At 56.0% G+C, this 21,772-nt stretch carries 35 protein-coding genes and 1 pseudogene; 35 read left to right on the top strand and 1 reads right to left on the bottom strand.

The features are described from left to right. From ACP2AU_RS10850 to rplQ, 29 genes and pseudogenes are all read left to right on the top strand, one after another. A pseudogene (locus ACP2AU_RS10850) lies at window positions 1–105 on the top strand (elongation factor Tu); the annotation flags it as partial. A gap of 184 nt (window positions 106–289) precedes the next feature. After that, window positions 290–601: a 30S ribosomal protein S10 gene (gene rpsJ / locus ACP2AU_RS10845; RefSeq protein WP_004580743.1), complete on the top strand. Its 312-nt coding sequence runs from the start codon at window positions 290–292 to the stop codon at window positions 599–601. Between the two features lie 75 nt (window positions 602–676). Beyond that, a complete protein-coding gene (rplC, locus tag ACP2AU_RS10840; protein WP_426376182.1) occupies window positions 677–1,315 on the top strand; it encodes a 50S ribosomal protein L3 in 639 nt (212 codons plus the stop codon). A gap of 11 nt (window positions 1,316–1,326) precedes the next feature. After that, window positions 1,327–1,932, top strand: a complete 606-nt coding sequence (gene rplD / locus ACP2AU_RS10835) for a 50S ribosomal protein L4 (protein ID WP_426376181.1) — start codon at window positions 1,327–1,329, stop codon at window positions 1,930–1,932. Next, the gene (gene rplW, locus ACP2AU_RS10830; RefSeq protein ID WP_426376180.1) at window positions 1,929–2,222 is read left to right on the top strand and encodes a 50S ribosomal protein L23; all 294 of its coding nucleotides are present in this window, start codon (window positions 1,929–1,931) and stop codon (window positions 2,220–2,222) included. Before rplD ends, rplW begins: the two co-directional genes overlap by 4 nt. Window positions 2,223–2,239: 17 nt before the next feature. Next, window positions 2,240–3,067, top strand: a complete 828-nt coding sequence (gene rplB, locus ACP2AU_RS10825; RefSeq protein ID WP_426376179.1) for a 50S ribosomal protein L2 — start codon at window positions 2,240–2,242, stop codon at window positions 3,065–3,067. A 23-nt stretch (window positions 3,068–3,090) separates the two neighbouring features. Continuing rightward, window positions 3,091–3,366: a 30S ribosomal protein S19 gene (gene rpsS, locus ACP2AU_RS10820; RefSeq protein WP_106763876.1), complete on the top strand. Its 276-nt coding sequence runs from the start codon at window positions 3,091–3,093 to the stop codon at window positions 3,364–3,366. A gap of 16 nt (window positions 3,367–3,382) precedes the next feature. Then, entirely contained in the window at window positions 3,383–3,715 is a 333-nt protein-coding gene (gene rplV, locus ACP2AU_RS10815; RefSeq protein ID WP_127330394.1) for a 50S ribosomal protein L22, read from the top strand. Window positions 3,716–3,726: 11 nt separating this feature from the next. Next, a complete protein-coding gene (gene rpsC, locus ACP2AU_RS10810) occupies window positions 3,727–4,410 on the top strand; it encodes a 30S ribosomal protein S3 (protein ID WP_011784249.1) in 684 nt (227 codons plus the stop codon). Window positions 4,411–4,422: 12 nt separating this feature from the next. Further along, window positions 4,423–4,836 (top strand): 50S ribosomal protein L16, encoded by a 414-nt coding sequence (rplP, locus tag ACP2AU_RS10805; protein WP_426376178.1) that lies wholly within the window; start codon window positions 4,423–4,425, stop codon window positions 4,834–4,836. Then, window positions 4,836–5,027, top strand: coding sequence for a 50S ribosomal protein L29 (gene rpmC, locus ACP2AU_RS10800; protein WP_426376184.1), 192 nt, complete (start codon window positions 4,836–4,838; stop codon window positions 5,025–5,027). The genes rplP and rpmC overlap by 1 nt, the downstream gene beginning before the upstream one ends. Window position 5,028: 1 nt before the next feature. Beyond that, a complete protein-coding gene (rpsQ, locus tag ACP2AU_RS10795; protein WP_426376177.1) occupies window positions 5,029–5,295 on the top strand; it encodes a 30S ribosomal protein S17 in 267 nt (88 codons plus the stop codon). A gap of 18 nt (window positions 5,296–5,313) precedes the next feature. Further along, window positions 5,314–5,682 carry a 50S ribosomal protein L14 gene (rplN, locus tag ACP2AU_RS10790; protein ID WP_011784252.1) on the top strand — a complete coding sequence of 123 codons (369 nt, stop codon included), beginning with the start codon at window positions 5,314–5,316 and terminating at the stop codon, window positions 5,680–5,682. Window positions 5,683–5,699: 17 nt separating this feature from the next. Beyond that, complete coding sequence (gene rplX, locus ACP2AU_RS10785) at window positions 5,700–6,020, top strand: 50S ribosomal protein L24 (RefSeq protein ID WP_426376176.1); 321 nt, start codon at window positions 5,700–5,702, stop codon at window positions 6,018–6,020. Between the two features lie 15 nt (window positions 6,021–6,035). After that, window positions 6,036–6,575 carry a 50S ribosomal protein L5 gene (gene rplE, locus ACP2AU_RS10780; RefSeq protein ID WP_426376175.1) on the top strand — a complete coding sequence of 180 codons (540 nt, stop codon included), beginning with the start codon at window positions 6,036–6,038 and terminating at the stop codon, window positions 6,573–6,575. Window positions 6,576–6,587: 12 nt separating this feature from the next. Next, on the top strand, window positions 6,588–6,893 hold the full coding sequence (gene rpsN / locus ACP2AU_RS10775) for a 30S ribosomal protein S14 (RefSeq protein ID WP_426376174.1): 306 nt from the start codon (window positions 6,588–6,590) through the stop codon (window positions 6,891–6,893). Between the two features lie 87 nt (window positions 6,894–6,980). Beyond that, on the top strand, window positions 6,981–7,373 hold the full coding sequence (rpsH, locus tag ACP2AU_RS10770) for a 30S ribosomal protein S8 (RefSeq protein WP_426376173.1): 393 nt from the start codon (window positions 6,981–6,983) through the stop codon (window positions 7,371–7,373). A 9-nt stretch (window positions 7,374–7,382) separates the two neighbouring features. Continuing rightward, window positions 7,383–7,916 (top strand): 50S ribosomal protein L6, encoded by a 534-nt coding sequence (gene rplF, locus ACP2AU_RS10765; protein ID WP_426376172.1) that lies wholly within the window; start codon window positions 7,383–7,385, stop codon window positions 7,914–7,916. Window positions 7,917–7,925: 9 nt separating this feature from the next. After that, window positions 7,926–8,273, top strand: a complete 348-nt coding sequence (rplR, locus tag ACP2AU_RS10760; protein ID WP_426376171.1) for a 50S ribosomal protein L18 — start codon at window positions 7,926–7,928, stop codon at window positions 8,271–8,273. Window positions 8,274–8,285: 12 nt separating this feature from the next. Continuing rightward, window positions 8,286–8,786: a 30S ribosomal protein S5 gene (rpsE, locus tag ACP2AU_RS10755; protein ID WP_426376170.1), complete on the top strand. Its 501-nt coding sequence runs from the start codon at window positions 8,286–8,288 to the stop codon at window positions 8,784–8,786. A 4-nt stretch (window positions 8,787–8,790) separates the two neighbouring features. Next, a complete protein-coding gene (rpmD, locus tag ACP2AU_RS10750) occupies window positions 8,791–8,979 on the top strand; it encodes a 50S ribosomal protein L30 (RefSeq protein WP_426376168.1) in 189 nt (62 codons plus the stop codon). A gap of 1 nt (window position 8,980) precedes the next feature. Next, a complete protein-coding gene (gene rplO / locus ACP2AU_RS10745; RefSeq protein WP_426376167.1) occupies window positions 8,981–9,415 on the top strand; it encodes a 50S ribosomal protein L15 in 435 nt (144 codons plus the stop codon). Between the two features lie 17 nt (window positions 9,416–9,432). Further along, window positions 9,433–10,755 carry a preprotein translocase subunit SecY gene (secY, locus tag ACP2AU_RS10740; RefSeq protein ID WP_426376165.1) on the top strand — a complete coding sequence of 441 codons (1,323 nt, stop codon included), beginning with the start codon at window positions 9,433–9,435 and terminating at the stop codon, window positions 10,753–10,755. A 33-nt stretch (window positions 10,756–10,788) separates the two neighbouring features. Next, window positions 10,789–10,902, top strand: a complete 114-nt coding sequence (rpmJ, locus tag ACP2AU_RS10735; RefSeq protein WP_008174902.1) for a 50S ribosomal protein L36 — start codon at window positions 10,789–10,791, stop codon at window positions 10,900–10,902. Between the two features lie 142 nt (window positions 10,903–11,044). Further along, window positions 11,045–11,401, top strand: coding sequence for a 30S ribosomal protein S13 (gene rpsM / locus ACP2AU_RS10730; protein ID WP_426376164.1), 357 nt, complete (start codon window positions 11,045–11,047; stop codon window positions 11,399–11,401). 13 nt (window positions 11,402–11,414) lie between these two features. Next, window positions 11,415–11,804, top strand: coding sequence for a 30S ribosomal protein S11 (rpsK, locus tag ACP2AU_RS10725; RefSeq protein WP_091706120.1), 390 nt, complete (start codon window positions 11,415–11,417; stop codon window positions 11,802–11,804). Window positions 11,805–11,822: 18 nt separating this feature from the next. Beyond that, on the top strand, window positions 11,823–12,443 hold the full coding sequence (gene rpsD, locus ACP2AU_RS10720; RefSeq protein WP_426376163.1) for a 30S ribosomal protein S4: 621 nt from the start codon (window positions 11,823–11,825) through the stop codon (window positions 12,441–12,443). A 35-nt stretch (window positions 12,444–12,478) separates the two neighbouring features. Beyond that, the gene (locus tag ACP2AU_RS10715; protein WP_426376162.1) at window positions 12,479–13,483 is read left to right on the top strand and encodes a DNA-directed RNA polymerase subunit alpha; all 1,005 of its coding nucleotides are present in this window, start codon (window positions 12,479–12,481) and stop codon (window positions 13,481–13,483) included. Between the two features lie 33 nt (window positions 13,484–13,516). Further along, window positions 13,517–13,915 (top strand): 50S ribosomal protein L17, encoded by a 399-nt coding sequence (rplQ, locus tag ACP2AU_RS10710; protein WP_426376160.1) that lies wholly within the window; start codon window positions 13,517–13,519, stop codon window positions 13,913–13,915. A 128-nt stretch (window positions 13,916–14,043) separates the two neighbouring features. Here the strand turns inward: rplQ and uvrA are convergent, their stop codons facing one another. Next, window positions 14,044–16,866, bottom strand: coding sequence for an excinuclease ABC subunit UvrA (gene uvrA / locus ACP2AU_RS10705; protein ID WP_426376158.1), 2,823 nt, complete (start codon window positions 16,864–16,866; stop codon window positions 14,044–14,046). Window positions 16,867–17,031: 165 nt separating this feature from the next. On the opposite strand from uvrA, the gene ACP2AU_RS10700 reads away from it, so the two are divergent. The 6 genes from ACP2AU_RS10700 to ACP2AU_RS10675 all read left to right on the top strand — a co-directional run bounded on the left by ACP2AU_RS10700 (window position 17,032) and on the right by ACP2AU_RS10675 (window position 21,766). Beyond that, on the top strand, window positions 17,032–18,402 hold the full coding sequence (locus ACP2AU_RS10700) for an MFS transporter (RefSeq protein WP_426376156.1): 1,371 nt from the start codon (window positions 17,032–17,034) through the stop codon (window positions 18,400–18,402). 57 nt (window positions 18,403–18,459) lie between these two features. Next, on the top strand, window positions 18,460–19,002 hold the full coding sequence (gene ssb / locus ACP2AU_RS10695; RefSeq protein ID WP_426376154.1) for a single-stranded DNA-binding protein: 543 nt from the start codon (window positions 18,460–18,462) through the stop codon (window positions 19,000–19,002). Window positions 19,003–19,205: 203 nt separating this feature from the next. Further along, window positions 19,206–20,132: a biogenesis protein MshI gene (locus ACP2AU_RS10690; RefSeq protein WP_426376152.1), complete on the top strand. Its 927-nt coding sequence runs from the start codon at window positions 19,206–19,208 to the stop codon at window positions 20,130–20,132. Next, a complete protein-coding gene (locus ACP2AU_RS10685) occupies window positions 20,132–20,749 on the top strand; it encodes a PilN domain-containing protein (RefSeq protein WP_426376150.1) in 618 nt (205 codons plus the stop codon). The genes ACP2AU_RS10690 and ACP2AU_RS10685 overlap by 1 nt, the downstream gene beginning before the upstream one ends. Continuing rightward, the gene (locus ACP2AU_RS10680) at window positions 20,746–21,435 is read left to right on the top strand and encodes a type II secretion system protein GspM (RefSeq protein WP_426376149.1); all 690 of its coding nucleotides are present in this window, start codon (window positions 20,746–20,748) and stop codon (window positions 21,433–21,435) included. Before ACP2AU_RS10685 ends, ACP2AU_RS10680 begins: the two co-directional genes overlap by 4 nt. 1 nt (window position 21,436) lies before the next feature. After that, window positions 21,437–21,766: a hypothetical protein gene (locus tag ACP2AU_RS10675; protein WP_426376147.1), complete on the top strand. Its 330-nt coding sequence runs from the start codon at window positions 21,437–21,439 to the stop codon at window positions 21,764–21,766. The last annotated feature ends 6 nt before the right edge of the window (window positions 21,767–21,772 follow it).

Below are 21,772 nucleotides of genomic sequence, written 5' to 3'. Positions count from 1 at the left end.
GTTACCCTGATCGCTCCGATCGCCATGGAAGATGGTCTGCGCTTCGCGATTCGCGAAGGTGGCCGTACCGTTGGTGCCGGCGTGGTTGCCAAGATCGTTGAGTAATTTGCTCGATTGATCAGGAAAAAGGGGCTGAATGTTCAGCCCCTTTTTCTGTTTGGGTCGCAAACGCTGCTCAACCCTGTCAATGGTATCGCTGTTGACAGGGTTGGGTATTATGCATACAATGCGGCTCCTTTTTTTGAAGGTCGGCTAACAAGTAGCTGCTACGAGTGGAGTTTGGTGCATCATGCAAAGCCAAAAAATTCGAATCCGGTTGAAGGCGTTTGATTATCGCCTGATCGACCAGTCCACGCAGGAGATCGTCGATACCGCCAAGCGGACCGGCGCTCAGGTGCGTGGTCCTATTCCTCTGCCGACGCGGAAGGAAAAGTACACGGTATTGATCTCTCCGCACGTCAATAAAGACGCGCGTGATCAGTATGAAATTCGTACGCATAAGCGTTTGCTCGACATCGTTGAGCCGACGGAAAAGACAGTGGATGCTCTGATGAAGTTGGACCTGGCAGCAGGTGTAGACGTTCAGATCAGCCTCGGCTAATACCGCCCGGTATTAGTCTGTGTAACTGTCATAGGCCATAGAGGGTGCAAGCCCCGTACACTTAAGAGGTGAAACATGGCAATTGGTGTTGTCGGTCGTAAGGCCGGTATGACCCGTATTTTTACGGATGACGGGCAGGCGTTGCCCGTAACGGTAATCGAGGTTGAGCCCAACCGCATTACCCAACTCAAGACTCTCGAAAGCGACGGCTACCGTGCAGTGCAGGTGACCGTTGGTTCTCGTCGTTCCTCGCGGGTTACCAAGGCTGAAGCCGGGCATTATGCGAAAGCAGGTGTCGAGGCGGGTCGTGGTATCTGGGAATTCCGTCTTGCCGATGGTGAAGGTGAAGAATTGGCTGCCGGTAGCGAGCTGACTGTGTCTGTTTTTGAAGACGGTCAGGTTGTTGATGCGGTTGGTCAGTCCAAAGGTAAAGGCTTCCAGGGCGGTGTGAAGCGCTGGAACTTCTCCATGCAGGACGCTACTCACGGTAACTCCCTGTCTCATCGTGCTCCGGGTTCCATTGGTCAGAACCAGACTCCGGGCAAGGTGTTCAAGGGCAAAAAGATGGCCGGTCAACTCGGTAATGCGCAGGTTACTGTGCAGAATCTGAAAATTGTCCGTGTCGATGCCGAGCGCAACCTGCTGCTGGTAAGTGGTGCCGTACCTGGCGCAACTGGCGGCGATGTTGTCATCAAGCCTGCAGTTAAAGCCTGAGGAGCGGTGCGATGGAATTGACAATTACAGGTAGCGGCAAGGGAATCTCTGTTTCCGATGCTGCGTTTGCCAAAGATTTTAACGAGGCTCTGGTTCATCAGGTCGTGACTGCCTACATGGCGGCCGGTCGTCAGGGAACCAAGGCCCAGAAGACTCGCTCCGAAGTTCGTGGCGGTGGTAAGAAGCCATGGCGTCAGAAGGGCACTGGTCGTGCTCGTGCGGGCACCATTCGCAGCCCGATCTGGCGCTCCGGTGGTGTGACTTTTGCTGCCAAGCCGCGTGACTTCGAGCAGAAGGTTAACCGCAAGATGTACCGTGCGGCGATGCGTTCCATTTTCTCCGAGCTGGTTCGCCAGGAGCGCCTGGTTGTTGTCGACGACCTGAATGTCGAGACGCCCAAGACCAAGGCCTTCACTGCCAAGTTGAGCGATCTGGGCGTGTCTAATGCCCTGATCCTGTCTGAAACCGTTGAGCAGAATCTGCATCTGGCTTCGCGCAACGTTCCCCATGTGGACGTTCGGGATGTTGCGGGTCTGGATCCGGTCAGCCTGGTTGCCTTTGAGAAAGTCGTGGTGACCGTTCCCGCTCTGAAGAAGATCGAGGAGATGCTGGGATGAATCAGGAACGTATTTACAAGGTCCTGCTGGGGCCGCACGTATCGGAAAAAGGGTCTCTGGCGGCTGAGCGTGGTCAGGTAGTGTTTCGTGTTGCTCCTGATGCAACCAAGCCGGAGATCAAAAAAGCCGTTGAGCAACTGTTCAACGTCACCGTCGAAGGTGTTCAGGTTCTGAACCGCAAGGGTAAGCTTAAGCGCACTATCCGCGGGTTCGGCAAGCGTAATGACATTCGTAAGGCTTACGTCAAGCTGGCAGAAGGTCAGGACATCGATTTTCTGGATGTGGAATAAGGTAAAGGGGTCGTAATATGCCGATCGTCAAAACCAAACCAACATCTGCCGGACGCCGTCATGTTGTAAAGCTTTACAACCCGGATCTGCACACAGGGCGCCCTTACGAGCCGTTGGTAGAAAGAAAGAACAAGACGGGTGGACGTAATAATGCAGGTCGCATTACCACGCGTCACACCGGTGGTGGCCACAAGCAGCACTACCGTATTATTGATTTCAAGCGGACCAAAGATGGTATCCCGGCGGTTATTGAACGCCTGGAATACGATCCTAACCGCTCTGCGCACATCGCACTGCTGAAGTATGCCGATGGCGAGCGTCGTTACATTATCGCTCCTAAAGGTATGCAGATTGGTGACCCTGTGCGCTCCGGTATCGACGCGCCGATTAAAGTGGGTAGCACGTTGCCGCTCCGGAACATTCCGGTCGGTTCCGTAATCCACTGCGTTGAACTCAAGCCTGGCAAAGGTGCTCAGCTGGCTCGCTCTGCGGGCGCATCCGTACAGCTGGTAGCGCGTGAGGGTGCATATGCCACCATCCGCCTGCGCTCAGGTGAAATGCGTAAGGTGCTTGTAGATTGCCGCGCGACGTTGGGTGAAGTGTCCAACAGCGAGCACAGTCTCAAGCAGCTTGGTAAAGCGGGTGCATCACGTTGGCGCGGCAAACGCCCAACAGTACGTGGTGTTGCTATGAACCCAGTTGACCACCCGCATGGTGGTGGTGAAGGGCGTACCTCTGGCGGACGTCACCCGGTTACTCCGTGGGGTGTTCCGACCAAAGGGCATAAGACTCGTAAGAACAAGCGTACTGATAAAATGATAGTACGTCGTCGTTCGGCCAAGTAAACGACTACATAGAGGTAATTGCTGTGCCACGTTCTTTGAAGAAAGGTCCTTTTATAGACCTGCATCTGTTGAAGAAGGTCGAGGCAGCTCTGGAAAGCAACGACAAGCGGCCCATTAAAACCTGGTCCCGCCGGTCGACAGTATTTCCGGAGATGGTAGGCCTGACCATTGCAGTCCACAACGGCAAGCAGCACGTGCCGGTTTATGTCACCGAAGATATGGTAGGACATAAACTGGGTGAGTTCGCGGCAACGCGTACTTATCGTGGTCATGCGGCCGACAAGAAAGCTAAACGCTGATTCTGAGGTAATAGAAATGGAAGTAGCAGCCAAGTACAAGGGCGCTCGCCTCTCAGCTCAAAAAGCACGTCTTGTCGCTGACCAAGTACGCGGCAAGGCTGTTGAGGACGCCCTGAACATTCTGACTTTCAGCCCGAAGAAGGCGGCGGTTGTACTCAAGAAAGCTCTTGAGTCTGCCATTGCCAACGCTGAGCATAACGAAGGTCTGGACGTAGATGATCTGCGGGTTTCCACCGTCATGGTGGATGAGGGCCCAACGCTCAAGCGAATCAAAGCTCGAGCCAAGGGGCGCGCTGACCGTATTTTCAAGCGCACCTGTCATATCACCGTCAAGGTCGCCGACAAGTAGGAGATGCTCAGATGGGTCATAAAGTAAATCCAACCGGCATTCGCCTGGGTGTGATCAAAGAGCACAACTCAGTGTGGTACGCCGACAAGAAGGACTACGCGAAAAATCTCCTGAATGATATTCAGGTTCGCGAGTTCCTGGACAAGCGCCTGGTTAAGGCGTCTGTCAGCAAGATCGTGATCGAGCGCCCTGCTCAGAACGCCCGGATCACGATCCATACCGCCCGCCCCGGTATTGTTATCGGTAAGAAGGGTGAAGATGTTGACCGTCTGCGTCGCGAAGTTAGCGACATGATGGGTGTGCCTGTGCACATCAACATCGAAGAAGTCCGCAAGCCGGACCTGGATGCCCGCCTGGTTGCGCAGAACGTTGCCGGTCAGCTGGAGCGTCGTGTGATGTTCCGTCGCGCTATGAAGCGTGCGGTACAGAACGCCATGCGTCAGGGAGCCAAGGGCATCAAGATTCAGGTTGGCGGTCGTCTTGGGGGTGCTGAAATCGCACGTTCCGAGTGGTATCGCGAAGGTCGTGTACCTCTGCACACACTGCGTGCAGATATTGATTATGCAACCTATGAAGCGCACACCACTTACGGCGTTATCGGCGTAAAGGTATGGATCTTCAAAGGTGAGATTCTTGGTGGTATGGAGCAGGTCCGTGCTGACAAGAAAGCCTCTGGGAAGAAAGGTTCTAAGTAAAGGGGCACTCTTATGCTGCAACCAAAACGCACCAAATTCCGCAAGGTAATGAAAGGCCGTAACACCGGTCTTGCTCAGCGTTCCAACAAGGTGAGCTTCGGTGAATACGGATTGAAGGCAACGACTCGCGGGCGTATAACTGCGCGCCAGATCGAGGCAGCGCGTCGTACTATGACTCGCCGCATCAAGCGTGGCGGTAAGATCTGGATTCGGGTTTTCCCGGATAAGCCGATCACCGGTAAGCCGCTTGAAGTACGTATGGGTAAAGGTAAAGGTTCTGTCGAGTATTGGGTGGCTGAAATTCAGCCAGGCCGCATGTTGTATGAGATGGAAGGTGTTGCGGAAGATATCGCCCGCGAAGCTTTCACTCTGGCTGCCGCCAAACTGCCGGTACAGACCACCTTTGTTAAGAGGACGGTGATGTGATGAAAGCAACAGAGCTGCGTGAAAAGTCAGTCGAGGAGCTGAACAAAGAGCTGATCGACCTCCTGAAGGAGCAGTTCAACCTGCGCATGCGCAAGGCGACAGGTCAGCTGAATCAGTCTCACCTTCTCGGCAAGGTGAAGCGCGATATCGCTCGCGTGAAAACAGTATTGAACGATAAGGCGGGACAGTGACATGACCGAAGCTACCCAAACTGCCAGAACTCTGAGCGGCAAGGTCGTGAGCAACAAGATGGAGAAGTCCATCGTGGTCCTGGTTGAACGTCAGGTTAAACACCCGCTGTACGGTAAGTACATGAAGCGTTCAACCAAGATTCATGCGCACGATGAAAGCAATCAGTGCAACATTGGTGACACTGTGACCATTCAGGAAACCCGTCCGGTCTCGAAGACCAAGAGCTGGGCCCTGGTGGAAGTCACCGAACGCGCTGCCAAGGTGTAATTCGCCCGGAGAACAACCATGATTCAGACTCAAACAATGCTTGAAGTCGCGGATAACAGTGGTGCACGTCAGGTTATGTGCATCAAGGTCCTGGGCGGATCTCACCGACGCTATGCGACCGTTGGGGACATCATCAAGGTGACCGTTAAGGAAGCCATTCCCCGCGGCAAGGTGAAAAAAGGCCAGGTCCTGAAGGCTGTTGTAGTCCGTACCCGTAAGGGTGTGCGTCGTCCGGACGGATCGCTGATCCGTTTTGACGGTAACGCGGCGGTACTTCTGAACAATCAGGACGCTCCCATTGGTACCCGTATCTTCGGACCGGTTACCCGTGAACTGCGAAATGAGAAGTTCATGAAGATTATCTCACTGGCACCCGAAGTACTTTAAAGGACCAGAGGCCGGTTATGAAAAAGATCAAACGAGATGACGAAGTAATCGTCACCACGGGGAAAGATAAAGGCAAACGTGGTAAAGTTCTGAAAGTTCAGGACGACGGCAAGGTGATTGTTTCTGGCATCAATATGATGAAGAAGCACACAAAGCCGAACCCGATGCTTGGTACCCCGGGCGGTATCGTCGAAAAAGAAGCGCCTATCCAGGCTTCCAACGTGGCTATTTTTAATCCGCAGACCGGCAAAGCCGATCGTGTAGGCTTCCAGATGAAGGAAGACGGCACCAAAGCGCGGATCTTCAAGTCCACGAACGAAGCTGTCGATAACCAGTAAGCGGTGGTGGTTACGATGCTTAACATGAAAGAGCAGTACACTAAGGAAGTGGTACCCGCCCTGCAGAAAGAGTTCAGCTACAAGAACGTGATGCAGGTTCCGCGTATCGAAAAAATCACCCTGAACATGGGTGTTGGCGAAGCGGTTGGTGACAAGAAGCTGATTGAAAATGCCGTGGCGGATCTCGAGCGCCTGGCGGGTCAAAAAGCGGTTGTCACTAAAGCGCGTAAATCTGTCGCGGGATTCAAAATCCGCGAGGGTTGGCCGATTGGTTGTAAAGTGACCCTGCGCGGTGAGCGTATGTGGGATTTCTTCGATCGTCTGGTGCACATTGCGGTTCCCCGCATTCGTGATTTCCGCGGTCTGAACCCGAAATCCTTCGACGGTCGCGGTAACTACAGCGTGGGTGTGCGTGAGCAGATCATCTTTCCTGAGATCGAGTACGACAAGGTCGACAAGATTCGCGGGTTGGATATCACCATCACCACCACTGCCGGTACCGACGACGAAGGTCGCGAACTGTTGAAAGCCTTTGGCTTTCCGTTCAAGAAATAAGGAACGAGTGACATGGCGAAGGTTTCCATGAAAAACCGTGAGCTCAAGCGTGAAAAGGCTGTTGCGAAGTATGCAGCCAAGCGCGCCGAGCTCAAGGCGATTATCAAGAACCCGAATACCAGCGATGATGACCGTTGGGATGCACAAATGAAGCTCCAGCAGCTTCCGCGTGATTCATCTCCTTCGCGTCTTCGGAATCGTTGCCAGGTGACTGGTCGTCCCCACGGTGTTCTGCGCAAGTTTGAGCTGTCACGGATTAAACTCCGTGAATACGGCATGCGCGGTGACGTCCCGGGTCTGACTAAAGCAAGCTGGTAAGATAGGTGCCTGACCTCGGTCAGGTGCCTGTTGGTAAGCGGTGCGGCAAGCCGCTGCACAACTAAAAAGATCAGGAGCCTCATACCAATGAGTATGCAAGACACGCTTGCGGATATGTTTACGCGTATCCGTAATGCCCAGATGGCATCAAAAGTCGACGTAAAGATGCCGTCTTCCAAAATGAAGGTCTCAGTAGCCCAGGTCCTCAAGGACGAAGGCTACGTAGCCGATTTTTCTGTTTCAGCTGACGCGAAGCCAGAGTTGACTATCTCTCTGAAATACTTCGGTGGCAAGCCTGTTATTGAAGAGATTCAGCGGGCCAGCCGTCCGAGTCTGCGCCAGTACAAGGGCGCCGGGGAACTGCCGAAAGTAGCCGGCGGTCTGGGAGTCGCGATTGTCTCAACGTCCAAGGGCGTTATGACAGACCGCGCTGCACGAGCTGCAGGCGTGGGTGGCGAAGTCATCTGCACCGTATTTTAGGAGATACACATGTCCAGGGTTGCCAATAATCCTGTCGTGCTGCCTTCCGGTGTTGAGGTTAAGCTGAACGGACAGGAAATTAATGTGAAGGGCTCCAAGGGAGCGCTTCAATTCACCATTCACCAGGCGGTCGAAGTAAAGCAGGAAGAAAATGTTCTGCGTTTCACGGCTCGCGATGGTGCCAAACAGTCCCGCGCTCTTGCTGGTACTACTCGTGCGTTGGTTAACAACATGGTTACCGGCGTATCCACAGGCTGGGAGCGTAAGCTGCAGCTGGCGGGCGTAGGCTACCGTGCGCAGGCGCAAGGTAAGAAGCTCAACCTGACACTGGGTTTTTCTCATCCAGTCGAGTATGAGCTGCCCGAGGGTGTTACTGCGGAAACTCCGTCGAATACGGAAGTTGTGGTTCGCGGTATCGATAAGCAACAGGTTGGCCAGGTCGCTGCGGAAATCCGCGCGTTCCGTCCGCCCGAGCCGTACAAAGGCAAGGGTGTTCGTTATGCGGATGAGCAGGTCAGACGCAAAGAAGCCAAGAAGAAATAAGGCGGGACTATGAGCGCAAATAACGAAAGACTGCGTCGCGCGCGCAAAGTGCGCATGAAAATCCGTGAGCTGGGTACAGACCGTCTGTGCGTGCATCGTACGCCGCGTCATATGTACGCCCAGGTTACGACAGCAGATGGCAGCAAAGTGCTTGCCACTGCCTCCACGTTGGATAAGGAACTGCGCCAGGGTGCAACCGGTAACGTGGACGCTGCCAAAAAGGTCGGTCAGCTGATTGCTGAGCGCGCCAAGGCGGCAGGCATTGAGACGGTCGCATTCGACCGCTCAGGTTACCGTTATCATGGTCGCGTGCAGGCTCTGGCCGACGCAGCCCGTGAAGCTGGCTTGCAATTCTAAGAGGTGGAGAAGATGAGCGTTAACGAACAGAAGGCGCCTGAGCTCCAGGAGAAGCTGGTTCAGGTCAATCGCGTCGCCAAGGTAGTAAAGGGCGGCCGTATCTTTGCCTTCACCGCACTGACTGTAGTGGGTGATGGTAAAGGTCGCGTTGGTTTCGGTCGTGGCAAGGCACGGGAAGTTCCTGTTGCCATCCAGAAGGCCATGGAAGCTGCACGCAAGAACATGGTAGACGTTGCACTGGACGGCACTACCCTGCAGTACCCGGTTCGGGCACAGCACGGTGGTTCCAGGGTGTTCATGCAACCCGCTTCTGAAGGTACCGGTATCATCGCCGGTGGCGCAATGCGCGCCGTACTGGAAGTGGCTGGTGTACAGAACGTTCTGTCCAAGTGTTACGGGTCCACCAACCCGGTGAACGTGGTACGTTCCACCATCAAGGGTCTGCAGGCCATGAAAGCGCCTGAAGACGTTGCAGCCAAGCGCGGTAAATCCGTGGAAGATATTCTGGGTTGAAGTCATGGCGAACGCAAAAACGATCAAAGTAACTCTGACCCGCAGCCCAATCGGCTGTCAGCCCAAGCACAAACTGTGCGTCAAGGGCCTGGGTCTTCGTAAAATCGGTCACTCCGTGGAAGTGGAGGATACTCCTTCTGTCCGCGGTATGATCAACCGGGTAAATTACCTGGTTCGGGTTGAGGAGAACTAAGATGCGTCTGAACGAACTTGCTCCGGAACCCGGTTCACGTCCGTCCGCGAAGCGCGTCGGTCGTGGTATCGGTAGCGGTCTAGGCAAAACTGGCGGCCGTGGTCATAAAGGTCTGAAAGCCCGTTCCGGCGGCTCCGTTGCTCCCGGTTTCGAGGGTGGTCAGCAACCTCTGGCACGCCGTCTTCCGAAGTTCGGCTTCACTTCACGTCAGCAGCGTTACGTGGCGGAAATCCGCCTGAACGAGCTCGCGAAGGTTGAAGGCGACGTGGTTGACCTGGCAGCTCTGAAAAAAGCTGACATCATTCGTGAAGAAATTCGCGATGCCAAGGTTATCCTGTCCGGCGAGCTGGATCGTGCGGTAACTGTGAAGGGGCTTCGCGTCACCAAGGGTGCACGTGAGGCAATTACTGCCGCGGGTGGTAAAGTCGAAGACTAAGACGAGTCGAGGACTAAATGGCCAAGACAGCATCATTGCCTGCGGGCGCCGGAAAAGGATTTGCAGAGCTGCGTTCGCGGCTCTGGTTCGTGTTCCTGGCCCTGCTGGTTTACCGGATCGGTGCCCATATTCCGGTTCCTGGTATCAACCCGGACCGTTTGGCGGCACTGTTTGATCAGAATCAGGGGACCATCCTCAGTCTGTTCAATATGTTCTCCGGTGGTGCGCTTGAGCGCATGAGTATCTTCGCACTCGGTATCATGCCGTATATTTCGGCTTCTATTATCATGCAGCTCATGACTGCGGTTAGTCCGCAGCTTGAGCAGCTGAAAAAGGAAGGCGAGGCTGGTCGTCGCAAGATCAGCCAGTACACTCGGTATGGTACGGTTATCCTGGCCCTGGTTCAGGGCTTTGGTATTTCCGTAGGTCTGGCATCACAGGGCGTCACCTTTAACGACAGCTTCAGCTTCCACTTTGTGGCGGTTGTCTCGTTTGTTAGTGGTGCAGTCTTTATGATGTGGCTCGGTGAGCAAATCACCGAACGGGGCATCGGTAATGGTATTTCGCTGCTGATTTTTGCGGGTATCGTTGCGGGTCTTCCTGGAGCCATTGGTCAGACCCTGGAGCAGGCTCGTAATGGCGAAATGAGCCTGTTGGTTGTTCTCGGAATTGGTGTTTTGGCAATCGCAGTCGTTGGCTTCGTGGTCTTTATGGAGCGTGGCCAGCGTCGCCTGACGATCAATTATGCCAAGCGTCAGCAGGGGCGGCGGGTGTTTGCCCAGCAGTCCAGTCATCTGCCGCTGAAGGTGAATATGGCCGGCGTTATTCCGCCGATCTTCGCTTCGTCCATCTTGCTGTTCCCGGCTTCGCTGGGGCAATGGTTTGGTCAAGGTGAGGGTATGGAATGGCTGAGTGATATCTCCCAGGCGTTGGCACCGAGCCAGCCGTTGTATATTATCCTGTTTGCGGCAGCAGTCATCTTCTTCTGCTACTTCTATACAGCTCTGATGTACAACCCCAAGGAAGTTGCGGATAACCTCAAGCGTTCCGGCGCGTTTATCCCCGGTATCCGGCCAGGCGAACAGACGGCAAAGTACATTGATGGTGTGCTGACTCGTCTGACACTGTTCGGTGCTATGTATATTGCAGCAGTATCCCTGTTTCCTCAGTTCCTGATGGTCGCCGGGAATGTGCCTTTCTATCTTGGAGGTACGTCGCTGCTGATTGTTGTAGTCGTGGTGATGGATTTCATGGCTCAGGTTCAGTCGCACCTGATGTCTCACCAGTATGAATCGCTGATGAAGAAATCCAATCTCAAGGGCTATGGACGGAACGGCTGAGCAGGCCGTTCCCCTTGAAAACTGGAGTCGACAATGAAAGTACGCGCTTCGGTAAAGAAAATTTGCCGTAACTGCAAAGTAATTCGACGCAATGGCTCGGTTCGAGTCATCTGCTCGGAGCCTCGTCACAAGCAGCGTCAGGGCTGATCCGGTACGGACAAGCACTGACATTGTATAAGGGGTTCGCAATAGTGGCGCTTGACTCTACCCTGGGTCAGGCGCTATTATTTCGCGCCCTTTTTGTGGCGGAAAATTCACACAGCAAAGCTTTGAACGCGGAGTAATTTGGATGGCACGTATAGCCGGTGTCAATATACCCGATCACAAACATGCTGTTGTCTCGCTGACCTACATCTTCGGTATCGGCAAGACAACAGCCCAGAAGCTTTGCGATGCAACCGGCGTTAAGCCGGACGTCAAGGTCAAAGACCTGAGCGACGAGCAGCTTGAAACCCTTCGTACTGAAGTGGGCAAGTGGACCGTCGAAGGCGATTTGCGTCGTGAAGTACAGATGAACATCAAGCGTTTGAAGGATCTCGGTTGCTTCCGTGGTCTGCGTCATCGTCATGGCCTTCCGGTCCGTGGCCAGCGCACCAAGACCAACGCCCGCACCCGTAAAGGTCCTCGCAAACCTATTCGTAAGTAACAGGTAGGCAAACATGGCAAAGCCAGGTACACGTACCCGTAAAAAGGTGAAAAAGACGGTTGTTGATGGCGTCGCGCACGTACACGCGTCCTTCAACAACACCATCGTGACCATTTCGGACCGTCAGGGCAACGTCCTGTCCTGGGCCACTTCAGGTGGTTCCGGCTTCCGCGGCTCACGTAAGAGTACACCTTTTGCTGCGCAGGTAGCAGCTGAAAGAGCCGGTAATGCGGCTGCTGAATACGGCCTTAAAAACCTGGACGTAGAGGTTAAGGGTCCTGGGCCCGGACGTGAATCTGCAGTTCGCGCGCTGAATGCGTGTGGCTACAAGATCACCAACATCACTGATGTGACGCCGATTCCCCACAACGGCTGTCGTCCGCCCAAGAAGCGCCGCGTCTAACACAGGAGACAGTGAAATATGGCTCGTTATATAGGCCCGAAGTGCAAGCTGTCTCGTCGTGAAGGGACAGATCTTTTTCTGAAGAGCGGCGTTCGCGCGCTCGATTCCAAGTGCAACATCGAGACTCCGCCGGGTATGCACGGCGCGCGTCGCGGTCGTCTGTCCGAGTACGGCGTTCAGCTTCGTGAAAAACAGAAAGTCCGTCGTATCTACGGCGTGCTTGAGAAGCAGTTCCGCAGTTACTACAAAGAGGCTGCCCGCCTGAAGGGTGCAACGGGTGAAAACCTGCTGCAGCTTCTGGAAGGTCGTCTGGACAACGTTGTATATCGCATGGGCTATGGTTCTACCCGTGCAGAAGCCCGTCAGCTCGTCTCTCACAAGGCGATCCTGGTTAATGACAAGACGGTGAATATCCCGTCGTATCAGGTCAAGCCGGGCGACGTTGTGAGCGTGCGCGAAAAGGCCAAGAACCAGTTGCGTGTTAAAGGCGCACTGGAACTGTCTGGCAGTCGCGCACCGGTAAGCTGGGTAGAGGTTGACGCCAACAAGATGTCAGGCGTTTACAAGTCAGTGCCTGAGCGTACTGAACTGCCGGCCGACATCAACGAGAACCTCATCGTCGAGCTTTACTCCAAGTAAAGCCCAGTTAGCAACGATAGCAGATAGGGGCGTCTATGCAGCGTTCAGTACATGAGTTATTGACACCTCGTACCATTGACGTGAAAGAATCGAGCGCAACGCGCGCCAAAGTGACCCTGGAGCCGCTCGAGCGCGGTTTCGGGCACACTCTGGGTAGCGCGCTGCGTCGTATTCTTCTGTCTTCGATGCCGGGCTGCGCCGTGACTGAAGCACAGATCGACGGTGTCCTGCACGAGTACAGTGCCATTGAGGGTGTCCAGGAAGACGTTATCGAGATTCTTCTGAATCTCAAGGGCGTTGCCGTGAAGATGAACAGCCGGGACGATGCTGAGCTTACCCTCAGCAAGAAAGGTCCTGGGGTTGTCACTGCCGGCGACATCAAGCTGGACCACGATGTGGAAATCGCGAACCCGGAGCACGTAATCTGTCACTTGAGCGAAAACGGCGAAGTGAACATGCGTTTGCGTGTTGCACGGGGTCGTGGCTACGAGCCTGCGGATCAGCGTGGTCTGGACGAGGACGAAACTCGTGCCATCGGACGCTTGCAGCTGGATGCAACGTTCAGCCCGGTTCGTCGCGTGGCGTATGCCGTCGAGAGCGCGCGGGTAGAGCAGCGCACAGATCTGGACAAGCTGGTCATTGACCTGGAGACAAACGGTACCATCGATCCGGAAGAAGCGATTCGCCGGGCCGCGACCATTCTCCAGCAGCAACTCGCGGTGTTTGTCGACTTCGATCATGAGAAAGAGCCGGAGCGTGTAGAAGAAGAGGAAGAAATTGATCCGATTCTGCTTCGTCCGGTCGATGATCTGGAATTGACTGTGCGTTCAGCTAACTGCTTGAAGGCTGAAAACATTTACTATATCGGCGATCTGATCCAGCGCACTGAAGTGGAGCTGCTGAAGACGCCTAATCTTGGCAAAAAGTCGCTGACTGAGATCAAGGACGTTCTCGCGTCCCGTGGATTGTCTCTGGGTATGCGTCTTGATAACTGGCCGCCGGCAAGCCTCCGTGGTGATGACCGGGTTCTGGGCGGTTGATCGCCGATTAGTTTAAGGTAAGGAATCAGAGCAATGCGTCATCGTAAGAGTGGTCGTAAGTTCAACAGGACCAGTGCGCATCGCAAAGCCATGTTTCGTAACATGGCTGCGTCGCTGGTTGAGCACGAGCTGATCAAAACGACGCTCCCGAAAGCCAAAGAGCTGCGTCGGGTAGCTGAGCCATTGATCACGCTCGCGAAGAATGATTCGGTAGCAAATCGTCGTCTGGCGTTCTCACGCCTGCGTAACGATGCTGTGGTAGCCAAGCTGTTTGACGAGCTCGGCCCCCGTTACAGCGAGCGTCCGGGTGGTTACCTTCGTATTCTGAAGTGTGGTTTCCGTGCTGGCGACAATGCCCCTATGGCATTCGTTGAGCTGGTAGGTCGCCCGCTGGATATCGAAGCGGAAGAGGTGGACGAAAGCGAGGAGTAAGTTCCTCGGCTTTGGCCAACTACAAAAAAACCGGGTTCCGTGAGGTTCCCGGTTTTTTTGTGTCTGGTTTTAGGGGGTTCGTAGTGTTCGAGGCTAGATGGCCGACAGACCTCTCTAATGCCCGGCAATTACTCCTTCAGCATGGGCTTCAAATAGCGACCTGTGTGGGACGCAGGGTTCCTGGCTACTTCTTCCGGGGTTCCCTCGGCAATGATCTGCCCGCCGCCTGAGCCACCTTCGGGTCCGAGATCGACAATCCAGTCCGCCGTCTTGATGACGTCCAGATTGTGTTCGATCACCACAATGGTATTGCCGTGATCGCGCAGGCGCTCCAGAACATTCAGTAGTTGCTGGATGTCGTAGAAGTGCAGGCCGGTGGTGGGCTCGTCCAGAATGTACAGGGTCTTGCCGGTGTCCCGCTTGGACAATTCCTTGGCCAGTTTGACGCGCTGGGCCTCGCCACCGGATAGAGTCACGGCGCTCTGGCCAAGTCGGATGTAGGACAAGCCAACGTCAATCAGGGTTTGCAGTTTTCTGGCGATGAACGGAATCGCATCAAAAAACTCCCGGCCCTCTTCGACGGTCATTTCCAGGACTTCGTGGATGTTTTTGCCCTTGTAACGAACCTCCAGGGTTTCGCGGTTATAGCGTTTGGCCTTGCAGATGTCGCAGGGAACATAAACATCCGGGAGAAAATGCATTTCCACTTTGATTACGCCGTCACCCTGGCAGGCTTCGCAGCGGCCACCTTTGACGTTGAAAGAAAAGCGCCCGGGCTTATAGCCCCGGGAGCGCGCCTCCTGGGTACCGGCAAAAAGTTCTCGAATGGGGGTGAACAAGCCGGTATAGGTGGCGGGGTTGGATCTGGGTGTTCGCCCAATCGGGCTCTGGTCAATGTCGATGACCTTGTCCAGGTGGTCCAGTCCTTGGAGGCTTTTGTAGGGTGCGTGGGTGAGGCTGGTGGCCTTGTTGAGTTTGGCGGCGGCGACCGGATACAGGGTGCTGTTAATCAGGGTGGACTTGCCGGAGCCTGATACGCCGGTAACGCAGGTCAGCACACCCAGTGGCAGGCTCAGGGTGACATTCTGGAGGTTGTTACCGCTCGCGCCTGTCAGCTCAAGGTATTGGCCGCTGCCCTCATGCCGAGTGGCCGGTATGGCAATCTGTTTTACGCCACTGAGGTATTGGCCGGTCGTGGAGGCCGGGTTCGCGATGATCTCCTCAGGGGTGCCTCGTGCGACAATCTCGCCACCGTGGGCGCCGGCGCCGGGGCCAATGTCGATCACGTAGTCAGCCGCCCGTATGGCATCTTCGTCGTGCTCCACCACGATGACGGTATTGCCCAGATCTCGTAAATGGGTGAGGGTGGCCAGCAAACGGTCATTGTCGCGCTGGTGAAGGCCGATAGACGGTTCGTCCAGAATGTACATCACGCCCACAAGCCCTGCGCCAATCTGGCTGGCCAGGCGGATACGTTGGGCTTCGCCGCCGGACAGGGTGTCGGCGCTGCGTTCCAGGGTGAGGTACTCCAGCCCCACGTTCACCAGGAACTGCAGCCGTTGCCGTACTTCCTTCAGGATCTTTTCGGCAATCTCGCCCTTTCGGCCGGGGAGCGTCAATTCGCTGAAGTAGCGATGGGCATCGCCCACCGGGAGGTGGGTCACCTCGGGGAGATTTCGCTCTTCTATAAACACGTGCCGGGCGCTTTGGCGAAGGCGTGACCCGTGACAATCCTTGCAGGGCTGGGTGCTGAGGTTGCGCGCAAGTTCTTCACGCATACTCTGGGATTCGGTTTCCCGGTACCGGCGTTCAAGATTGGGGAGAATGCCCTCAAACGGGTGCGCCTTTTCTATGATGTGGCCGCGGGAGTTCACGTATCGGAATGGAATGTCCTCCCCGCCGGAGCCATGAAGCAGTGCCTGCTGGAAGTTTTCCGGCAAGTCTTCCCAGGGCGTTTCCAGGTCGATGCCATAATGCTCGGCAACGCTGGTCAGCATCTGGAAGTAATAAACTGCGCGGCGGTCCCAGCCCTTGATCGCTCCGGAGGCAAGAGTGGCCTCCGGGCTCTGGATGACCTTCTCCGCATCGAAAAATTGCCGGACTCCCAGGCCGTCACAGGTCGGGCAGGCTCCTGCCGGGTTGTTGAACGAGAACAGTCTTGGTTCGAGCTCGCTCAGGGAGTAGCCGCACTGGGTGCAGGCATAGCGGGCGGAAAAGGTGTGTTCTTCGCCCTTGCCGTCCATTGGCGCGACGAGAGCGATGCCGTCTGCCAGCGCCAGCGCGGTTTCAAAGCTCTCGGCTAATCGTTGTTCCAGCCCTTCTTTGACTTTGAAGCGGTCAACCACAACATCAATCTGATGTTTGCGCTTTTTGTCCAGGGCGGGAATGTCGTCGATATCATAAACCGTGCCGTCTACCCGCAAGCGAATGAAGCCCTGGCTGCGCATGGTTTCGATCACTTGAAGATGCTCGCCTTTTCGGTCCCGGATGACCGGAGCAAGAATCATCAGTTTGTCACCCTCGGGCATTTCCAGCACCTGGTCCACCATCTGGCTCACGGTCTGGGCCTCAAGGGGTTGGCCGTGATCAGGGCAGCGGGGTTCGCCCGCCCTGGCAAAGAGCAGGCGCAGGTAGTCGTAAATCTCGGTAATGGTACCGACCGTTGAGCGGGGGTTGTGCGATGTGGATTTTTGCTCGATAGAGATCGCCGGCGACAAGCCCTCAATATGATCCACGTCGGGCTTTTCCATCATCGACAGAAACTGGCGGGCGTAGGTGGATAGCGATTCTACGTACCTGCGCTGCCCCTCGGCGTAGAGTGTGTCGAACGCCAGAGAGGATTTCCCGGAGCCGGACAGACCGGTAATAACGATCAGTTTGTCCCGTGGCATATCCAGGTCGATGTTTTTCAGGTTATGGGTGCGAGCACCCTTGATCTGGATATGGTCCATAACACCTCGCTTGGGTAAAAGTTGCCATTATATCGTTTTCGTGTCGCCCCGGCTAAGTTGACGGCCGGCCCGCTCGCGGGTGTGCCGTCGCTGAAAGGGTTCTGGTACAATGCGCAGCCTGCGGCTACGGCCCGCTCACCATTCATTTAACCCACACGGCTCAGCATGAACGCTCTTGAAAAACGCTCAGTTGTGGCTTTGGCCTCGGTATACGCCATGCGTATGCTGGGCCTGTTTATGGTCTTGCCCGTCTTTGTGCTCTTGGGTTCCGATCTGGAAGGTGCAACGCCGGCATTGCTGGGCCTGGCCATCGGCGCCTATGGGCTCAGTCAGGCGCTTTTACAGATACCTTTTGGTTTGCTTTCAGATCGCGTTGGCCGAAAGAAGATGATCTATCTCGGGCTGATTCTGTTTGCCTGCGGCAGCCTGTTGGCGGCATCGACCGACTCCATATACGTTGTGATTGCCGGTCGGATTCTTCAGGGGGCCGGCGCTATCGCCAGCGTTTTGATGGCATTGCTTTCCGACCTTACCCGGGAGGAAGAGCGCACCAAAGCCATGGCGACGGTGGGTATTTCCATTGGCCTGTCTTTCTCGGTCTCTCTGGTACTGGGGCCGCTGTTGGGTGCTGCCTGGGGATTGTCGGGCATTTTTTACGTAACGGCTGTGATGGCGCTGCTGGCTCTTTTTGTGGTCGCCAAAGTTGTACCCACACCTCGCACCCATAAGGTGAGTGCAGACACTCATCCTGCGCGGGAGATGATCGGGCGGGTGCTCGGCGATGGTCGGCTGCTGCGGCTCGATTTCGGTATTTTCGTGCTTCACTTTGTGCTCACCGCCCTGTTCCTGGTCTTTCCGACCATGCTTCAGGATCAGTTGGGGCTGGCCAGCGGTTCGCACTGGTGGTTTTATCTCAGCGTGATGGTTCTGTCGTTTTTTGCCATGGTGCCGTTCATCATCATCGGTGAGAAAAAGCGTAAAATGAAGCCGGTGTTGTGCCTGGCGATCGCGCTGCTGACCGCTGCGACTGCCACGCTGACGCTGGTGGGCTCAAGCCTCTGGGCGGCCTGGGGGGTGCTGTTTTTCTTCTTTATGGCGTTCAATCTTCTGGAAGCCAGTTTGCCGTCGCTGATCAGTAAAGAAGCGCCGGCCGCCAGCAAAGGAACCGCCATGGGCGTTTACTCCACATCGCAGTTCTTCGGTGCGTTTCTGGGGGGCGCGCTGGGAGGTTACCTGTTGCAGGGGGCCGGTGTGGCAGGGGTGTTGTGGCTGATGGCGGGGGTGCTATTGCTCTGGTTGCTGACGGCCCTGACGATGCCGGCCCCCAGTTATACCACCAGTCTGGTGGTCGAGCTGAGAGGCGTGCTGGAGAGTACGTTCGACGAGGCTGACCGTCAGTTGCGGAAGTTGCCTGGCGTTCAGGATGTCGTGATTGTCGAGGATGCATCGACGGCCTACCTGAAAGTCGACCGGCTGCATTTTCGGGAAGATCAGCTTGCGGACTTCGAGTTTGTCCGGCAGGGTAAGAGTACTTAAACACAGGATGCTGGCACGGACAGCCGGCGTTCCGCGAGAAACAATCAGGAGCATACGATGGCACGAGGCGTTAACAAGGTAATTCTCATAGGTAATCTCGGGCAGGACCCGGACACCCGTTATACTCCCAACGGTAACGCGGTTGTTAATCTGAGAATTGCGACCGATGAAAGCTACAAGGATCGTCAGACCGGGCAACTGGTGCCAAAAACGGAATGGCACAATGTGGTTATTTTCGGCAAGGTTGCCGAAGTGGCCGGCCAGTACCTGCGCAAGGGATCCAAGGTTTATATCGAAGGGCGGCTACAGACTCGAAAATGGCAGGGGCAGGATGGCCAGGATCGCTATACCACCGAGGTGGTTGTCGATATTAACGGCCAGATGCAGATGCTCGATAGCCGCGGCGGCGCTGAAGGTGGTATGAATCAGGGCGCACCTCAGGGACGGCCCCAGCAGCAATCCCAATACAATGCGCCTCCCCAGTCTTCGCCGCAAGGAAATCCGCAGGCGGGAGGTTACAACAATCCACCAGCCCAGCAACAGGGCGGCGGAAGTATGCCCGAGCCGATTGACGATTTTGACGACGATATTCCGTTTTGATCATCGTCAAGATCCGATTTTTGAAAAGCCCGCGTATATCGCGGGCTTTTTGTTACCGAGTTGCAAAATCGGCGTGAAATAAATCACAAATCCATGGAGTTACGTTCGGTTTCTAAACTACTATGTTACTTGATGTAAAAGTCGATGTTTTATTGAGCGCTTGCTAGACTTCCGACAAAAAACAGATCTCCGAATAGGACATCATGACCCTAAGCTCCGTTGTTCATCGCTTCTCACGCTGGTTCACCCGCAGGGATAACACAAGCCCCGTGTGTCTTGAAGTTCGTCCGGATGGCATTGCCTGGACAAGGGCCTCTGCGGCGGCGGGTGTGCAGGCCGGCTTTGTCGAGTGTTTGCCGGCCAAGCGCCAGGAGGCATTGAGAACCCTGGTCAGCGATCGTAGCTGGGAGGGCGCACCCGCGGTGATTGTCCTTCCCATTGACCAGTACCAGGTGTTCCAGGTGGAGCGCCCGGAGGGCATCGAAGACAACGAGCTGGCAGACGCGCTGAAATGGAAGCTGAAGGACTTTCTGGATTTCAGTCCCGCGGAGGCTGTTTCCGATGTCTTTCCTTTTCCGGAAGATGCATCACGCGGGCGTGGCCCGCTGGTAAACGTCGTCGCTGCCCGCAAGTCACTGGTTCAGGAGCTGATTACGCTGGTTGAGGAAGCCGATCTTGAGCTTGAGTGCATCGATATCGCCGAACTGGCCCTGAGGAACCTGGCGTCCCGAATGGCGAACAGCGAACGGGGTGTCGCTCTGGTGCACCTGCGAGAGCGGTATGGTCAGATGGTCGTGTGTCGCGGTGATACGCTGTATCTGTCGCGGCGACTGGATGTCTCCCATGAGGAGCTGCGGGATGCCGGCCGGCAGGAAAATGCGGTCCAGTCGCTCGCGCTGGAAATCCAGCGATCGATGGATTATTTCGAAAGCCAGCTGGGCCAGGTGCCCCCCGCGACCATTCGCCTGGTGGCGAGAGATTCGGTGTTGCCGCTTACCTCCATGCTGTCTTCTTATGTCGCCGCCAATATCGAAACCGTGGCCTGGTCCGAGTTTGGGCTTGAGCAGGAGCTGGATAGCCGGTGCGTGCCGGCCTGGGGCGCTGGACTGGTGGCAGAGGAGCACGCCTGATGCGGCAACAGGTAAACCTTTATACCCCGGAGCTTCGGCCCAGCCAGCAAAAACTGAATGCGGTGTCGGCCAGCGTTGCGGTGGCGTTGGTGGTTCTGGTGGTCGCTGGGCTGGCGGCACTGGCCAATTATCAGAATCAGCAACTGGAGCGCCGGGTTCAGGGTGCAGAGCGCCAAACCAACCAAATGGAGCAAGTGGTTGCGCAGCTTCAGGAGCAAGTCCAGGCTCTCCAGCCCGACCCGGAGCTTGAGGCGGCTCTGGCTCGCGTAACCGATACCATTGCCCGCCGGCAGCGGCTGCTTGGCCGTATCGAAACCCTGGCGAACAGCGGGACATCGGGGTTTTCCGGTAAGCTGACGGCTCTGGCGCGCCGGGTACCTTCAGAGTTGTGGTTGACCGGAGTTCGGCTTGAGTCGTCGCCGGTGATGCTGACCCTTGAAGGGCAAACCCGCTCGGCGGAACTGGTGCCGCACTACCTGGAACGTCTGGGCGAAGAGCCCGCCTTCACCGGCGAGACCTTCGCGGATTTCCGGATATCCCGACCTGAAGACGCCAAAGGCGGCCGCTACGTGAACTTTCAGGTCGCAACCAGGCAGCGCGAGGGCGATGGCTCATGAACAGAGTGAAAGCAGGGTTGTCTGCGGGCCGCCAATGGTATGACGACCGGCCCGACCGCGAACGGATACTGATACTTCTGACCGTGTGCGTGTTGGTGTTCGTTGCCGGTTGGGAGCTGGCGGTGGCGCCGGTTGAAGCCCGCAACAGTCAGCTGAATACGCGTTTTGAGGCAGTCACCGATACCCGGGATTCGCTGCTAAGCCAGCAGGAGAGTCTGGACCGTCAACTGGCCAATGATCCTTCAGAGGTATTACGCCAGCGGCTGGCCTCCCGGAAAAACCGGCTGGATCGCCTGGACCAGGAAATTACCGAGACTACCGGGCAGTTGATTGCGCCAAGGGATATGGTGGTGCTACTGCGCGGTATGTTGTCTGCCCAGCAGGGGTTAACGCTGGACTCCATGCAGTTGTTGGCTCCGCAGCCGGTATACGCGGAGCCTGAGGGCGCCGCGGAGGCAGCGGCCGGAAACCCGGCGCAGCCCGAACCTTTGTTGTATGCGCACGATGTGGAAATGACGGTGCGTGGCGGTTACCTGAAGGTACTGGATTACCTTGAACGGCTGGAAGCGATGGATGAACGGTTAGGGTGGCTACGTTTTGACTATGAAGCCGGTGCCTGGCCAGATGGGCAGGCGATCATTCGCGTTCGCACGCTGAGTCTCGAACCGGCATGGCTGGGGGTGTGAGGTGACAAAGAATGTATTCGGTCTGGCTCTGATGTTAACGTTTTTCGCTGCTGCCTCCCCCATCCAGGCGCTGCAAGATCCGACGAAGCCGCCGGGCGATCAGAGGCAGGCTACAACTCCCAAGCCCTCCCGTGCACTGGCGCTGGGCTCTATTGTGCATGGCCCGGACCGGCGAGTGGCAGTTATCGAAGGCGTGACCCTGACAGAAGGCCAAAGCTACAACGGTATTCGTGTGCGCCGTATCCACCGGGACCGGGTTGAAATCCTGGACCGGGGCCAGCGGCGGGTGCTCTATCCGGCAAGCCTGCCGCAGGTGCGGAGAACCCAATGACAGACA

The organism is Marinobacter sp. VGCF2001 (assembly GCF_049943275.1).
In the GTDB taxonomy this organism is placed as follows: Bacteria; Pseudomonadota; Gammaproteobacteria; order Pseudomonadales; family Oleiphilaceae; genus Marinobacter.
Note: the sequence above shows the minus strand (reverse complement) of the source record. Positions and strands in the feature narration are given on the sequence as shown.

Bases quoted from the DNA above. Each gene is read 5' to 3' on its own strand.
- rpsN (WP_426376174.1), top strand. From the start codon at position 6,588: ATGGCGAAGGTTTCCATGAAAAACCGTGAGCTCAAGCGTGAAAAGGCT.
- ACP2AU_RS10680 (WP_426376149.1), top strand. From the start codon at position 20,746: ATGAACAGAGTGAAAGCAGGGTTGTCTGCGGGCCGCCAATGGTATGAC.
- rplN (WP_011784252.1), top strand. From the start codon at position 5,314: ATGATTCAGACTCAAACAATGCTTGAAGTCGCGGATAACAGTGGTGCA.
- rplQ (WP_426376160.1), top strand. From the start codon at position 13,517: ATGCGTCATCGTAAGAGTGGTCGTAAGTTCAACAGGACCAGTGCGCAT.
- ACP2AU_RS10685 (WP_426376150.1), top strand. From the start codon at position 20,132: ATGCGGCAACAGGTAAACCTTTATACCCCGGAGCTTCGGCCCAGCCAG.
- rplX (WP_426376176.1), top strand. From the start codon at position 5,700: ATGAAAAAGATCAAACGAGATGACGAAGTAATCGTCACCACGGGGAAA.
- rplE (WP_426376175.1), top strand. From the start codon at position 6,036: ATGCTTAACATGAAAGAGCAGTACACTAAGGAAGTGGTACCCGCCCTG.
- rplO (WP_426376167.1), top strand. From the start codon at position 8,981: ATGCGTCTGAACGAACTTGCTCCGGAACCCGGTTCACGTCCGTCCGCG.
- secY (WP_426376165.1), top strand. From the start codon at position 9,433: ATGGCCAAGACAGCATCATTGCCTGCGGGCGCCGGAAAAGGATTTGCA.
- ACP2AU_RS10715 (WP_426376162.1), top strand. From the start codon at position 12,479: ATGCAGCGTTCAGTACATGAGTTATTGACACCTCGTACCATTGACGTG.
- rpsE (WP_426376170.1), top strand. From the start codon at position 8,286: ATGAGCGTTAACGAACAGAAGGCGCCTGAGCTCCAGGAGAAGCTGGTT.
- rplR (WP_426376171.1), top strand. From the start codon at position 7,926: ATGAGCGCAAATAACGAAAGACTGCGTCGCGCGCGCAAAGTGCGCATG.
- rpsD (WP_426376163.1), top strand. From the start codon at position 11,823: ATGGCTCGTTATATAGGCCCGAAGTGCAAGCTGTCTCGTCGTGAAGGG.
- rpsC (WP_011784249.1), top strand. From the start codon at position 3,727: ATGGGTCATAAAGTAAATCCAACCGGCATTCGCCTGGGTGTGATCAAA.
- rplF (WP_426376172.1), top strand. From the start codon at position 7,383: ATGTCCAGGGTTGCCAATAATCCTGTCGTGCTGCCTTCCGGTGTTGAG.
- rplD (WP_426376181.1), top strand. From the start codon at position 1,327: ATGGAATTGACAATTACAGGTAGCGGCAAGGGAATCTCTGTTTCCGAT.
- rpmD (WP_426376168.1), top strand. From the start codon at position 8,791: ATGGCGAACGCAAAAACGATCAAAGTAACTCTGACCCGCAGCCCAATC.
- ssb (WP_426376154.1), top strand. From the start codon at position 18,460: ATGGCACGAGGCGTTAACAAGGTAATTCTCATAGGTAATCTCGGGCAG.
- rpmC (WP_426376184.1), top strand. From the start codon at position 4,836: ATGAAAGCAACAGAGCTGCGTGAAAAGTCAGTCGAGGAGCTGAACAAA.
- rplW (WP_426376180.1), top strand. From the start codon at position 1,929: ATGAATCAGGAACGTATTTACAAGGTCCTGCTGGGGCCGCACGTATCG.
- rplC (WP_426376182.1), top strand. From the start codon at position 677: ATGGCAATTGGTGTTGTCGGTCGTAAGGCCGGTATGACCCGTATTTTT.
- rplV (WP_127330394.1), top strand. From the start codon at position 3,383: ATGGAAGTAGCAGCCAAGTACAAGGGCGCTCGCCTCTCAGCTCAAAAA.
- rpmJ (WP_008174902.1), top strand. From the start codon at position 10,789: ATGAAAGTACGCGCTTCGGTAAAGAAAATTTGCCGTAACTGCAAAGTA.
- rpsK (WP_091706120.1), top strand. From the start codon at position 11,415: ATGGCAAAGCCAGGTACACGTACCCGTAAAAAGGTGAAAAAGACGGTT.
- rpsJ (WP_004580743.1), top strand. From the start codon at position 290: ATGCAAAGCCAAAAAATTCGAATCCGGTTGAAGGCGTTTGATTATCGC.
- rpsH (WP_426376173.1), top strand. From the start codon at position 6,981: ATGAGTATGCAAGACACGCTTGCGGATATGTTTACGCGTATCCGTAAT.
- rplB (WP_426376179.1), top strand. From the start codon at position 2,240: ATGCCGATCGTCAAAACCAAACCAACATCTGCCGGACGCCGTCATGTT.
- ACP2AU_RS10700 (WP_426376156.1), top strand. From the start codon at position 17,032: ATGAACGCTCTTGAAAAACGCTCAGTTGTGGCTTTGGCCTCGGTATAC.
- rplP (WP_426376178.1), top strand. From the start codon at position 4,423: ATGCTGCAACCAAAACGCACCAAATTCCGCAAGGTAATGAAAGGCCGT.
- ACP2AU_RS10690 (WP_426376152.1), top strand. From the start codon at position 19,206: ATGACCCTAAGCTCCGTTGTTCATCGCTTCTCACGCTGGTTCACCCGC.
- rpsM (WP_426376164.1), top strand. From the start codon at position 11,045: ATGGCACGTATAGCCGGTGTCAATATACCCGATCACAAACATGCTGTT.
- uvrA (WP_426376158.1), bottom strand. From the start codon at position 16,866: ATGGACCATATCCAGATCAAGGGTGCTCGCACCCATAACCTGAAAAAC.
- rpsQ (WP_426376177.1), top strand. From the start codon at position 5,029: ATGACCGAAGCTACCCAAACTGCCAGAACTCTGAGCGGCAAGGTCGTG.